General features: G+C 61.9%; 15 protein-coding genes. 7 read left to right on the top strand and 8 right to left on the bottom strand.

The window, feature by feature from the left end:
* Positions 1-28: 28 nt before the first annotated feature.
* The 6 genes from FKG95_RS00520 to FKG95_RS00495 all read right to left on the bottom strand — a co-directional run bounded on the left by FKG95_RS00520 (position 29) and on the right by FKG95_RS00495 (position 4,253).
* Positions 29-373: a hypothetical protein gene (locus FKG95_RS00520; RefSeq protein ID WP_142894069.1), complete on the bottom strand. Its 345-nt coding sequence runs from the start codon at positions 371-373 to the stop codon at positions 29-31.
* Positions 373-984, bottom strand: coding sequence for a hypothetical protein (locus FKG95_RS00515; protein WP_142894067.1), 612 nt, complete (start codon positions 982-984; stop codon positions 373-375). Before FKG95_RS00515 ends, FKG95_RS00520 begins: the two co-directional genes overlap by 1 nt.
* A gap of 174 nt (positions 985-1,158) precedes the next feature.
* The gene (locus FKG95_RS00510; protein ID WP_218940025.1) at positions 1,159-1,938 is read right to left on the bottom strand and encodes an ABC transporter ATP-binding protein; all 780 of its coding nucleotides are present in this window, start codon (positions 1,936-1,938) and stop codon (positions 1,159-1,161) included.
* Positions 1,935-2,687 (bottom strand): ABC transporter permease, encoded by a 753-nt coding sequence (locus tag FKG95_RS00505; RefSeq protein WP_142894063.1) that lies wholly within the window; start codon positions 2,685-2,687, stop codon positions 1,935-1,937. Before FKG95_RS00505 ends, FKG95_RS00510 begins: the two co-directional genes overlap by 4 nt.
* 10 nt (positions 2,688-2,697) lie before the next feature.
* The gene (locus FKG95_RS00500; protein ID WP_218940024.1) at positions 2,698-3,696 is read right to left on the bottom strand and encodes an ABC transporter substrate-binding protein; all 999 of its coding nucleotides are present in this window, start codon (positions 3,694-3,696) and stop codon (positions 2,698-2,700) included.
* A gap of 53 nt (positions 3,697-3,749) precedes the next feature.
* Positions 3,750-4,253 (bottom strand): DUF3280 domain-containing protein, encoded by a 504-nt coding sequence (locus FKG95_RS00495; protein WP_142894061.1) that lies wholly within the window; start codon positions 4,251-4,253, stop codon positions 3,750-3,752.
* Between the two features lie 226 nt (positions 4,254-4,479).
* Between FKG95_RS00495 and FKG95_RS00490 the strand changes: the two genes are divergently transcribed.
* The 6 genes from FKG95_RS00490 (at position 4,480) to FKG95_RS00465 (ending at position 9,786) form a co-directional block, all read left to right on the top strand.
* Positions 4,480-5,778 carry an ABC transporter substrate-binding protein gene (locus tag FKG95_RS00490; protein ID WP_218940023.1) on the top strand — a complete coding sequence of 433 codons (1,299 nt, stop codon included), beginning with the start codon at positions 4,480-4,482 and terminating at the stop codon, positions 5,776-5,778.
* A 58-nt stretch (positions 5,779-5,836) separates the two neighbouring features.
* Positions 5,837-6,835 carry a YVTN family beta-propeller repeat protein gene (locus FKG95_RS00485; protein ID WP_142894059.1) on the top strand — a complete coding sequence of 333 codons (999 nt, stop codon included), beginning with the start codon at positions 5,837-5,839 and terminating at the stop codon, positions 6,833-6,835.
* Between the two features lie 38 nt (positions 6,836-6,873).
* Entirely contained in the window at positions 6,874-7,689 is an 816-nt protein-coding gene (locus FKG95_RS00480; protein ID WP_342779187.1) for an ABC transporter ATP-binding protein, read from the top strand.
* Positions 7,686-8,534 carry an ABC transporter permease gene (locus tag FKG95_RS00475; protein ID WP_142894058.1) on the top strand — a complete coding sequence of 283 codons (849 nt, stop codon included), beginning with the start codon at positions 7,686-7,688 and terminating at the stop codon, positions 8,532-8,534. The genes FKG95_RS00480 and FKG95_RS00475 overlap by 4 nt, the downstream gene beginning before the upstream one ends.
* A gap of 38 nt (positions 8,535-8,572) precedes the next feature.
* The gene (locus FKG95_RS00470) at positions 8,573-9,226 is read left to right on the top strand and encodes a hypothetical protein (RefSeq protein ID WP_142894056.1); all 654 of its coding nucleotides are present in this window, start codon (positions 8,573-8,575) and stop codon (positions 9,224-9,226) included.
* Between the two features lie 71 nt (positions 9,227-9,297).
* Positions 9,298-9,786, top strand: coding sequence for an SRPBCC family protein (locus tag FKG95_RS00465; RefSeq protein WP_142894053.1), 489 nt, complete (start codon positions 9,298-9,300; stop codon positions 9,784-9,786).
* 53 nt (positions 9,787-9,839) lie between these two features.
* Here the strand turns inward: FKG95_RS00465 and FKG95_RS00460 are convergent, their stop codons facing one another.
* Positions 9,840-11,084 carry an NADH:flavin oxidoreductase/NADH oxidase family protein gene (locus FKG95_RS00460; protein WP_142894051.1) on the bottom strand — a complete coding sequence of 415 codons (1,245 nt, stop codon included), beginning with the start codon at positions 11,082-11,084 and terminating at the stop codon, positions 9,840-9,842.
* Positions 11,081-11,389 (bottom strand): ArsR/SmtB family transcription factor, encoded by a 309-nt coding sequence (locus tag FKG95_RS00455; protein ID WP_142894049.1) that lies wholly within the window; start codon positions 11,387-11,389, stop codon positions 11,081-11,083. The genes FKG95_RS00460 and FKG95_RS00455 overlap by 4 nt, the downstream gene beginning before the upstream one ends.
* 213 nt (positions 11,390-11,602) lie before the next feature.
* Here FKG95_RS00455 and argC point away from each other — a divergent pair, with 213 nt between their 5' ends.
* Entirely contained in the window at positions 11,603-12,580 is a 978-nt protein-coding gene (gene argC, locus FKG95_RS00450) for an N-acetyl-gamma-glutamyl-phosphate reductase (RefSeq protein ID WP_142894047.1), read from the top strand.
* Positions 12,581-12,826: the final 246 nt, after the last annotated feature.

Below are 12,826 nucleotides of genomic sequence, written 5' to 3'. Positions count from 1 at the left end.
CGATCGTCAGACGCTGTAGGATCAGGCCTTACAAAATCGCAACACCCAAGGCCGTGTTGACCACGTCGCGGACGATCTTGAGCGCGGCGTTGACGATTTTCTCGACCATGATCAGGACCTGATTGGTCACCAAGGCGATGGCGGCGGTCACGTTGTTGCGGACCATCTTCATGAGCATCTTGGCGGTGGCTTTGTTGATTTCGCCGTTCGCAAAGGCCCTGCCGATTTCCTTGATCCGCTTGGCGAGCGCCTTGAATTCGATTTTGACGACCGAGCGGATTTCGCCCCAGCTCGAGCCGGCGACATCTTTCGCGGCGGTCAGCATCGGAGGAAAAATGGTGGATACGTTGAGGGCTTTGAGATTCACCGACATCACTGGTCTCCCCGGTTTTTCTTGGCAACTTCATTCCTGATGGCAATCCGCACCGACTGATCGAGCAGCGGCCCGGCGATATCGACGATCACCCTGGGCAGGGAGCCGTTGGTTTTGTGCAATTCCTGCACCACGCCGTGGTTGTCCTGAACGACCTTCAGGATAACCACCGTGCAGTTTCCCATCGCAACCTCGTCCGCGCCTTCGCCATAGCTGCGTACGATCTCGGTCACGTTGGTATATTTGCCCAGCGGCAGTTCCTGGGCGTCGATGAAACCGGCACTTCGCTCGACCACGGCCTTGATGCCGCGCCCGAGGTAATCGGCGGCGACGCATTTGCCGCTGCTGTCGATGGCCTCTGCCCGTTCGACGAAGGTCTGGAGTTCGGCGGAGGTGCGGGCATAAAAAGCCTGAACCCCGGCAGAGTCGTATTCCCCCTCCGGCGCATTCGATAACGCGGCCATCCGGGCCATGAAGGCCGCCATTTCCCCCTGGTAATCCGATAAGCCCTGATCGAGAACCACATCGTAGTCTTCAACGAATTTGACCGCGCAGCCTGACAGTGCCAGCACCACGACGAGCGTTGCCAGTTTCCCCAGCAGCTTCGGCATCCTGTTCCCCTCCAAAGTAAACCCCTCACTCCGCGCGTCCGATACAGATGCTCCTCAGACCGGCGGAGCGAGAGGCTGTCGGACAGACCGCGTGAGTTATTAGCTTACTTATAAATTGAAGAAAATGATATGTCTGCAGACAATCTTCCGCACGGCCGTCATCGAAGACCCCGGTTAAAGCTGCGGGCCGGTGTGATTTAGGATCTGCTTTCGAAGGGCCTCGATGTAGAGCGGATCTTCGCGTTGCTCCGGCGAGAGAATGACCATTTCGTCGCGTTGGACCGTCGCGGGCGATCCCGCCATGACGATGATCCGCTGGCCGAGCTGGATCGCCTCGCGGCTATCGTGGGTCACGAAGAGCACGGTCATGGTCCGGGCTTTCCAGAAGCGCATTAAAAGCTGCCGTAGCTCGGCGGCCTTGCTTTCGTCCAGCGAGACGAAGGGTTCGTCCATGAGGAGCAGGTCCGGCTCGATCACCAGCGCACGGGCCAGGGCGACCCGGCGGCTCATACCCAGCGAGAGATCCCGCGGATAGGCGTCGTAACAGTCCGCGAGACCCATTTGCGAGAGCAGTTCCCGCTCAACGCCGCTGCCGGTCTGATCCGGGCGCATGACCAGTTTCAGGTTTTCGCCCACTGTCCGCCAGGGCAGCAGCGCCGGGCTCTGAAAAACATAGCCGATCCGGGCCTCCCGCTGCGCACGGGTGGCACGCAACGCAATGTTACCTACGAAATTCTTGTCGAGACCGGCCACCAGATTGAGCAGGGTCGTCTTGCCGCAACCGGATGGCCCCAGGATGCAGACGAACGCGCCGTATTCGATGCTCAAGGCGACGTTCTCGAGAACCGCCGTCGGAGCTTCGGACACGGCGCCGTCCCGGTCCGCGCGGGCACCCTTGTCATAGCTTTTCGGCCCATAACTCTTTCGGGCAACATCGATCGAAAGCCAATTCATGACCGCCACCTGTTGGCGTGGCGTTCCCAGGGCTTGAAGATGAAGATCTCGATCATCTGGATCACCGCCACGAAGGCGATGGTGTAGGCCAGTATGGAGGGCACGTCGAAGAGCTGAAAAAAGAGGTGCAGTTGAAATCCGACGCCGTTGCTGCGCCCGAGCAGCTCGACCACCAGAACGATCTTCCAGACCAGCGCCAGTCCCGAACGGGCGGACGCCGCGAAGAAAGGCGAGAGCTGGGGCAGGATGATATGCCGCAGGGTTTTCCAGGCGCCGAAACGGTAGCTGAGAGCGAGATCCATATACTGCCGCTCCAGCGCCCGCGCCCCTTCGCGCATGGTCGCGGCGACGTTCGGAATCTTATTGACGGAAACCGCCAGAACCGCGGCGACCTCGGTCAGGCCGAACCAGATGTAGCAGAGAATGATGACGACCAGCGCCGGGATATTGAGGAAAAGAATCAGCCAGGAGTCGAAGAAGCGGTCGACCCGGCGGCTGCGGCCCATGACCAGGCCGATGCTCGCACCGATAATCATCGAGAGCAGGAAGGCCACGAAGGTGCGCGCCAGGGTGACCGCGAGGTGATAGGGCAGTTCACCGGTCCCGGCCGCAAGGAAAAAGGTCTCGAGAACCGTCGCGGGAAACGGCAGGGCGGGGCTGTCTGTCCAGGCGGCCGCCAGTTGCCAGAGCAGAAGAAAAAGACCGAGCGACAGGATGAAGTTGACCGCAGATAACAGCCGTCCGCTCATGGGGTTTTGCTCATTGGGTTTTGGGGGCTCCCGCTTCGGCGGCTTTGGGTGTCCAGAAGGTGGTTGGATCAAAGCTCACCCCCCGCCCGACCAGTTTTTCGCCGCCGGTCGCCGAGAGGATCTCAAATAGCGCGGCGGCGTCCTTTTGGTCGCTGGGTGTGAAAGGCGACGCCGCACCGGCGCGAAAACCCTTTTTCAGAGCCTCGAATGACGCGTCCGTCCTGGCCCGCATGGCCGGACGCAGACGTTCCCACTCGCCGTCCGATTTTTCCAGGAGGGCATTGGTCGCCGCGACCGCGGAGAAGAAGCCTTCGACGGCACCGGGCCGGTCCTGCAGCAGGCGCTCGCGAAACACGTAACCCACCAGCGCGGCAGGTTTGAAGACGCCCAGGTCCGTGACCAGGTCGCCGACAGAGTGCAAGCGCTTTGCGCCCGCGGCCTCCAGGCGGGCCGCGTAAGGCCAGAAGGTCAGAACCGCATCGATCCGTCCGCTGCGCAGTTGCTCGTTCAAGAGAGGCGGTGCGGCGAAGACCGCCTCTGCGCTGTCGGCGATGTCGAAACCGTGAAGCTTCTGGCTCCAGGCCCGCAGGACCAGCCAGTTCTTATCCACCGGCCCGCCGGCAATTCCGATCTTCTTGCCTTTCAGGCCGGCGAGATCCGAAATGCTGCTCCCCTCACCCAGAACCAGTGCACCCAGGGCAGTGGAGTAGGGCACGAAGACGAAATCCTCGCCGCTGGCCCGCTGGCGGTTCACCCAGATCCAGTCGGAAACGATCATATCCACGTCACCGGCCTGCAGCGCGACGCTGGTGCCGTTCTTCGACGCCAAAGCCAGCACCTCGAGATCCAGGCCTGCGGCCTTGTCGAAGCCATTGAACTGCAGACTCTCCAACTGCCAGTTCACCGTGCCGAACTTCAGGACCCCGACCTTCAGCGTGTTAGGCTCGGCAACAGCCGCAAAGTTCGGAACCGCGGCGAGCCAGGCCAGAAGTCCGGATATCAATGCCACTCTACGCGAGATGCGAAACAGGGGCCTTAAGCTTCTCACGTGATCGGCCCTCCTCAGGGTTTCAGCAAGCGGTTGCGCGCGAGCCAGGAAATGCCGTGGCTCCAGGACTGATCCGTGTTGCCGCGAATGTCCGCCGAGGCGCTGCGGATCATCTCTCCGCTTTGCACGTCCCGCATATAGACGTTGATGTTGAGAATGAGATTGCTGACTTTCTGGACCACGCCGGTAATCGCGAGCTGCGCGTCAGCTTCGGCGGCAAGTTTGACCTCGCAGCCGTTGCAGCTGTGCAGGTAACCGGCATCGTCGATCTTCGCCTTCAAATGCGAGAGATCCGCGATTTCATAGAGTCCGGAGTCCGACAGCTTTTCGCGCAGGATGTCACTGATCAGGATAAGGCGCTTGCTCTCATTCTGATTGATGCCCTTCACCGCGCCTTCCAGGCTGGTATCGATCAGCTCGAAATCAAAGATCGCCGCGCGGGATTTTTCGGGCTCGGCCCGCAGCGGAGCGGCCAGGCAAAGCAAGAGAGCGAGGGCCGAAACGAAGAAGATACGCATCTGTCGTCACACTCCCCTTAGCTCGTGTCCCGCGGTTCAAGGAACAGGCGTCTCTCAGGTACTCCTCCCCAAAAAAACAGAGTCCCTCAGGGGATTCTCCGTAGGCACCTGAGCGGAACAATTGGCAAATAGTACTAGGTCTATCGCCCGAAACGCTATTTAGGGTGGCGCCTCTAAGTGGTATTTTGTTTGCCGGTCTAGACTACGGGAGCGCGCTGGCATCGAAATGACTCCGATCACGACCCTGGCGAAATACGAAGGCTGCCCAAGCGACGCCTTGGCACAGCCGGGCCGCAACTTCCGCGCAAAATCTCCGCACGCGACCGCTCTGCGCAAGCTGCTGAATGCACTCGGCTTCTTTGCCTTCCTTATGCCGATAACCGGGGGCCTGATGCCGATGATGGCGGGAACGGCGGCGGCGGAAAGCGAAGAAGTCGCGATTGCCTATATCAGCCAGATCGTCGAGCGGCCGCCGAAACTCTCCAACCTGGATATCCCGCCGGAAGATGAAGGCCTCGCCGGTGGCCTGCTCTCGATCAAGGACAACAATACAACCGGGCGTTTCATGAAGCAGGCCTATGCCTTGAAGCACCTGGAGGTTCCGGCCGACGGCGATGTGGTGGCTGCTTTCGACACGCTGCGGGCCGAAGGTCTGCAGCATTTTGTACTGAACGTGCCGGCAGACGCCCTGCTGAAAATGGCCGATCACGCGAAGGACCAGGACGTTCTGCTGTTCAATGCGGGCGCAAGGGACGATAGGCTGCGCGGCGCGGATTGCCGCGCCAACGTGCTCCATATCATCCCGAGCCGGGCGATGCTCGCCGACGCACTGGCGCAGTTCCTGGCCTGGAAACGCTGGCGCAACTGGTTCCTGGTGGTGGGACGCCGGGACAGCGACGCCCGCTTCGCCAAGGCCATCAGGCGGTCGGCAAAACGCTTCGGCACAAAGATCGTCGCGGAAAAGAACTGGGACTACGGTCCCGACGCCCGCCGCACCGCGCAGGCCGAAGTGCCCGCCTTTACCCAGGACGCCGACTATGATGTGCTGGTAGTCGCCGACGAGATCGGAGAGTTCGGCGAATACCTGGCTTACCGCACCTGGGATCCGCGCCCGATCGTGGGCACGCAGGGACTGACACCGACGACCTGGCACCGGACCCACGAGCAATGGGGCGCCGCGCAGCTGCAAAGCCGCTTTCTCAAGACAAACGGGCGCTTCATGGCCCCGCTCGACTATCACGTCTGGGCCGCGATCCGCACCATCGGCGAGGGCGCAACCCGCACCCAGTCGACGGCTTTCGCCGACATCGAGGGTTACATCCGCAGCCCGGATTTCGAGCTGGCGGGATTCAAAGGCCAGAAGCTGACCTTCCGCACCTGGAACGGGCAGCTCCGGCAGCCGATCCTGCTGACCGCGGCGCGGGCGCTGGTCTCGACCTCGCCGCAGCAGGGCTTCCTGCATGAACGATCGCTGCTGGATACCATGGGTTTGGACGAACCGGAATCGGAGTGCCGCTTCGAGTAGCGGAAGCTCCCACAGAATACGGCAAAGAAGACCGTCACTTCAGGAGGAACAGGGAAATATGAAAACGGCACTCAAGATGTTAGCGGCCGGTAAGTTTCTGGCCGCAGCGAGCCTGACGGCAAGTCTCGGCTTTGCGCCCTCGGCCGAGGCCTACACGGTCTACATCTCCAACGAAAAAGACAATACCATCAGCATCATCGACAGCACGACGCTGGAGGTCACCGACACCATTGCGGTGGGCCAGCGGCCGCGCGGGATCCTGCTGACCAACGACGGCAAGTATCTGCTGATCTGCGCCAGCGACGACGACACGGTTCAGGTCTTCGACGTGGAGACGAAACAGGTCGTCCGGGAACTGCCGTCCGGGCCCGATCCGGAGCTCTTCGTGCTGCACCCGAGCGGCAACCCACTCTACATCGCGAACGAGGACGACAATCTGGTCACGGTGGTCGACATCGTCGACAACAAGGTGCTGGCGGAAATTCCGGTGGGTGTGGAGCCGGAGGGGATGGGAATCAGCCCGGACGGCAAGGTCCTGGTGAACACCTCCGAGACCACCAACATGGCCCATTTTATCGACACCGAGACCAACGAGATCTTCGACAATCTCCTGGTCGACAGCCGGCCCCGCTTCGCCGAGTTCAATAAAGACGGCGAAAAGCTCTGGGTGACCTCGGAAATCGGCGGGACCGTGGCGGTCATCGATGCGAAAACCCGCAAGATGATTACCAAAATCTCCTTCGAAGTCCCGGGCGTGCAGCCGGAAGCGATCCAGCCGGTCGGACTTCGGGTGACAAAAGACGGCTCGCGCGCCTTTGTTGCCCTCGGCCCCTCGAACCGGGTTGCGGTGATCAACGGCGAGACCCACGAGGTCGAGAAGTACCTGCTGGTCGGGCAGCGGGTCTGGCAACTGGCCTTCACGCCGGATGAAAAGATGCTCTTCACCTCGAACGGCGTCAGTAACGACATCTCGGTGATCGACACCGAGAAGCTGCGGGTGATAAAATCGATCGGCGTCGGCCGCTTCCCCTGGGGCGTGGCGATCTCCCAAGAGTGACAATCCACTGACGTGCCGCGCCGCATAGAGGTCGATCCGTGACACTGTCCCAAGCAGCGCCCGAGGAGGTGACCGCGCCCGGCCGCCAGAGCACATTGCGCGCCCTGGAAGTGGCCGGCCTCACGCACAGCTTTGGTCCGAATAAAGCGCTCGACGAGGTGAGTTTCTCGATCGCGCCATCGCGGTTTTGCGTTTTGCTGGGGCTGAACGGCGCCGGAAAGACCACGCTGTTTTCGCTGATCACGCGCCTCTACAGCAATACCTCCGGCGCGATCCGCGTCTATGGGCACGATGTGCGGCGGTCGCCCGGCGAAGCCCTGCAGCGTCTGGGTGTGGTCTTTCAGCAGCGCACCCTGGACCTGGACCTGAGCGTCATGCAGAACCTGCTCTACCACGCGGCCCTGCACGGCTTTACCCCACGTGAAGCCCGCGAACGGGCGGAGGCGCAGCTGGAGCGGGTCAAGCTGGCGGACCGGGCGAAGGAGAAAGCGCGCCGCCTTTCCGGCGGTCAGATGCGCCGGGTCGAAATTGCCCGCGCGCTGCTGCACGATCCGAAACTGCTGCTGCTGGACGAACCGACCGTAGGGCTGGATATCGATTCCCGCCGCGATATCGTGGAACGGACCACCGCGCTCTGTCAGGACGACAAGCTCGCCGTACTCTGGGCGACCCACCTGATCGACGAGGTCACGCCCGCGAAACAGGTTGTGGTGCTGCATCACGGCAAGGTCGTGGCCGACGGCACCCACGACGCTGTGCTCGCCGCTACCGGTGCCACTGATATCGCCGCAGCCTTCGCGTCGCTGACGCAGGCCAAGACCGAGGCACCAAGCCTCGAGGGTGCGGGCGCATGACAACACCGCCAACAGAACAGGAAGTGCGGGGCCTCAGTCTGACAGGCTACCTGCACTGCCTGCGCGGCATCGTCTGGCGGGAGGCCTTGCGGTTCCTGCAGCAGCGTGAACGCTTCATCGCCGCGCTGGTGCGCCCTCTGGTCTGGCTCTTTATCTTCGCCGCCGGATTTCGGTCCGTGCTGGGCGTCTCGATCATCCCGCCCTACGAAACCTACGTGCTCTACGAGGTTTATGTGACGCCGGGTCTGGTGGCGATGATCCAGCTCTTCAACGGCATGCAGTCATCGCTTTCCATGGTCTACGACCGGGAGATGGGCAATATGCGCACGCTGCTCGTCAGCCCCTTTCCCCGCTGGTTCCTGCTGACCTCCAAACTGATGGCCGGGGTCGCGGTCTCCCTGCTGCAGGTCGCGGTCTTTCTCGCCATCACCTGGTTCTGGGAAGTGGAGCCGCCGCTCTGGGGTTATCTCGCGGTGATCCCGGCGCTAATCCTCTCGGGCCTGATGCTGGGGGCGCTGGGGATGCTGCTGTCATCGGGCATCAAGCAGCTGGAAAACTTCGCGGGCATCATGAACTTCGTGATCTTTCCGATGTTCTTTGCCTCTTCAGCGCTCTACCCGCTGTGGCGGATGAAGGAGACCAGCCCCCTGCTTTACGAGATCTGCCTGCTCAATCCCTTCACCTACGTGGTGGAACTGATTCGCTTTGCGCTTTACGGACAACTCAATCTGGAAGCGCTGGCCGTCGTCGCCGGCTTCACCATCCTGTTTCTCGGCGGCGCAATATTCGCATACAATCCTTCCAAGGGACTGATCGCCCGGCGCGGCGGTCCCGGCGGGAAGTAAAACCGAGGGTCTGTCGACAATTAGGAGCCCGTGGAACCGTGAAAGCAAATCTCAAAAACCTGTCGCGCACGGCCGTCCTGTTTGCCGCCGTAACGGCGTTGGCCTGGAGTATCGGTCATAGCAGCGCCTTCGCCACCGATCCGGAAAATCCCTACTGGCCCTGCGTTCAGCGCAAGGTGCCGCATATCTCCGCCGGCATGATGTGGGGCGGGCCGCTGGTGGACGAGAGCGACCGGAGCTGGCGCAAGGATGGCGAAGTCCGTGACCTGGTGCAGACTCTTTCGTCCCGCCGGGTGCCGATCGAGGAAGCCCAGGAGCGCATCGACGGTTACGCCAACACATTGAGCGACGGTAAGCAGACCAAGCTGACGGTGCTGTTCACAGGGTTGCTCAGTCACACCAACGCCGAACGCTCCGACATCATTGCGGGGATTGAAAAATTCGCGCGGCGGCAGATTGCGCTTGCCAAGAGAATCAAGGAGACGGCAGCGGAAGCCAACAAGCTGCAAAGCAAGAGCGACGCGACGGTGGAAGAATTGAAACGGGCGCAGGAACTGGACGAGCAACTGCTGTGGGATACGCGGGTCTTTGACGAGCGGGAGCAGTCCCTGACCTACGTCTGCGAGGTGCCGGTTCTGCTCGAGCAGCGCCTCTTCGCCCTGGCGCGCCAACTGGCGACGCACCTGGAGTAAAGCGGTCAAACCCGGCGGTTCCCCGAACCGCATGAGGTTCTATAACGAAAAAATACACGGAGGAGAGAAGCATGAGATTCACCAGATTTGTCTCGCACGCGGCCCTTACGCCAAGCGGTGCGGGCGGCGCATCCGGCGCCTTGGACGTCATGAAGACCACCACCATCGATCATCCGGCCGAGGAGGTCTGGGCGCTCATCGGCGAATACGGCCACCTGGACAAATGGCATCCGGCGGTGGTGAAGCTGGAACTTTCCGGCGACGGCGGCAACGGGGTCTACCGCTCGCTGACCCTGCCCGACGGCGCGATCCTGAAGGAGAAGCTGCATAGCTACTCCCTCGATGACATGACCTATAGCTACAGCATCGTCGAGGGTCCGCTGCCGGTGAAGAACTACGTCTCAAAGATCACCGTACGGCCGGGGGACAACGCCGGTCAGTCGGTGATCGAATGGTCCTCGACCTTCGATCCCGCAGGGGTCGAGGAAGCCGAAGCCAAAAAGATCGTCGGCGGCATCTACACCGCCGGCTTCGACGGGATCAACGACAAGCTGAAGTAGCCGGGCATTACTCTGAAGCGGGGGTTCCGCATCGAAAAAGGGGTTGGGACCCTTCAGTGACACCGAAGTTCCTGCCCGCCCCCCTGGCAACGCGCTTCCAAAAGACGCTCGGTTGCGGATTCTATGCTCGCCAGATAGCGCGCATGCCCCTCGATCAGGGGGAGCGACAGGGCGGCTGCGCCGGTCGAACCCTGCAACGCGAGCTGATGGCAGAACCAGTTGAGCACCGCGCCGCGCGGCAGATCGTCGGCGGGCGGAAACTCCCGTTCGACCGACGGTGCCGCCGCGATCTCTCCCGAGAGAAGTTTTGCGGGAAAGTCCGGATCGACGATAAAGGGACGGCCCATGCCGATAAGGTCGGTTTTCGCCTCGGCGATGGCCGCCTTCATGACGGCGCCTGAACGGAAGCCGCCGGTGACCATCAAGGGGATGGTCAGCGCCGACTTGATGGCGGCGGCGTAGTCCAGGAAATAGCCTTCGCGCGCGATGGTGCTTTGCTTTTTCGAGCTATGCTGATAGGCCGTCGGTGCCTCGAAGGTGCCGCCCGAGATCTCGATGAAATCCACCCCCTCGGCTTCGAGCATTTTGGCGACCAGCGCGCTTTCCTGATGATCGAAGCCGCCCTTTTCGAAGTCGGAGGAGTTCAGCTTCACCGCCAGGATAAAACCGGGTGCGACCCGCGCGCGGACGGCCCGGACAACCGAGAGAAGCAGGCGCGCGCGGTTTTCCAGAGCGCCACCCCAGCGGTCTTTGCGGATGTTGATGCGGGGCGATAAGGCGGAGCTCAAGAGATAGCCGTGGGCGGCATGAACCTCGACGCCGTCGAAGCCGGCCTCCTGGGCAAGCTCCGCAGAGCGCGTGAACTTTTCGGCGACGTCTTCGAGCTGCGCGTCCGTCGCGGCGACGGGCGCGCCGTAACCGGATAAGTTCAGACGTAGATCGGAAATCGACAGCGGCTGCGGGTTGATGGCTTCAGGGGTCTGCCGGCCGGCATGGGCGAGTTGCGCCAGGACCTTCGCACCGCCGGACTTCGCCCGCGCCGCCAACTCGGACACGCGGCCCATGTCGGACTGCGCGTCGAGCACGAAATTGCCGGCGTGCTCGAGATGCCAGGGATCGATCGGGGTGTTGCCTGTGATGAGCAGTCCGGCGCCGCCCGCGCCCCATCGCTCGAAGAGCTCCATCAGAGCAGCTGTCGGATTGTTCCGCGCGTCGGCCAGTGCTTCGGACATCGCGGACTTGACGATGCGGTTCTTCAGGACCACGCCGTTGGGGAGTTCGAGGGGCTGTTCGATCATGACTTGGTCAGCTCGCGGGTGAGCGCGGTCATGGCGGCTTCGATCGCTTCTTCATTCCGCGCGTAGAAGGTCCACTGGCCATGGCGTTCCGAGGTGACCAGCCCGGCGTCCTTCAGGAGGCCCATGTAGCTGGAAATCGTAGACTGCGACAGCTCGGCTTTTGCCTGAATGTAGGCAACACAGACCCCCTCCAGCTCCGCATGTTCCGCCAGAGCGGGCGGGAAGTTGGAACGGTCCTTGAGCCAGACAAGAATCTGCCGGCGCACCGGGTTGTTGAGGGCCGCGAGGGTTTTAGCGATATCCATATATCGAAATATATCGATATACCGGTTTTTGTCAACGGCAAAAGTCTGGAGCCTGGCAAGTTACCCGGCCTGTCCCGCCACGATGCTCTTGCGCGGAACAGGCGGATAGTCAATAAGGACGCCTCCATGCAGCCCGTTAGAATCAGCCCGTTCGCCGCGATCGGTCCGGGTTCAAAAGAGTTGTTCGCTCACTCCAGCAGTTAGGACACCGCCATGAGCATTCGCGTTGGCATTGTCGGTATCAGCGGTTTTGGCGGCGGCGAGGTTATGCGCCTGGTCGCGAACCACCCGTCTTTCGAGTTGGTCTACGCCGCCGGCGAGAGCAGCGCCGGCAGCCGGCTGGCGGACCGGTTTCCTGGCCTGTCGGGCAAGCTGGCTGAGCTGGTGATCGAGAAGTGGGATCCTGAGACCCTGCCGAAGCTCGACGTACTGTTTGCGTCACTGCCGACGGGGGCCTCAGCCGGAGCGCTGGCGCGCGTCCCCATGGACGTTAAAATCGTTGATATCGGGGGCGACCACCGCCACGTCGAGGGTTGGGCGTATGGCCTGGCCGACGTCTGGCCAGCCCAGATCAAGGGTCAGGTCCGGGTTGCGAACCCCGGTTGCTTCCCCGCGGCAACGCTGAACGCGCTGGCCCCGCTTCTGGTCGATAAGCTGATCGAGCCTGCCAATATCGTGATCGATGCCAAAACCGGAATATCCGGTGCTGGCCGGGGCGGATCCGACAGCAGGTTTGGCTACGCCGAGAGCAACGAGAACCTGATCCCCTATGGTCTGCTCAAGCACGTCCACATGCCCGAGATGGCTGAGACAATCGAGCGGCTGAGTGGCGGCAGTGCTAGCGGACTGGTGTTCACGCCACACCTGGTTCCCATGACCCGCGGCGTACTGGTCACCATCTACTGCCGCGGCCACGCCACCACGGACCAGTGCCTGGACGCGGCCCGGCGTTTCTATGCCGGACGGGCTTTCGTCCGCGTGACCGAGAAGCCGCCGCAGACCAAATGGGCGACCGGCTCGAACCTCGCATTCGTCAGCTATGCGGCCGATCCAGAGCGCAACCTGGTGATCGCGATGGGCGTGGTCGACAATCTCGGCAAGGGAGCGGCTGGTCAGGCCGTGCAGAATGCGAACCTGATCTGCAGCCTGCCAGAAACCGCAGGGCTGGAGGGCGCAGCCGTTTGGCCGTGATGTTTTGGGTTCGGCCGCAAGTTTCGTGGGTGCTGGAATCCGGAGAACGCCGTGAACGGCAGTTATGTCCGCTTCGCCGCTATAAGTGGTCCCGGATGCGAATGGCTGCTTCACCGGTTATTGGAAACGCCGTATTCAGACTTCGCTTGAAAGACTGACAAGCCTGCTCGGCAGGGAGGGCATTGTTGCCCAAAGGATCAAGTATCTCGCCGACAAGTGAGCCGTTTCATCGATTAAACGACGACA

Source organism: Denitrobaculum tricleocarpae, assembly GCF_007004665.1.
GTDB classification, from domain to species: domain Bacteria; phylum Pseudomonadota; class Alphaproteobacteria; order Kiloniellales; family Kiloniellaceae; genus Denitrobaculum; species Denitrobaculum tricleocarpae.
This window is presented reverse-complemented; position numbering and strand designations above follow the sequence as displayed.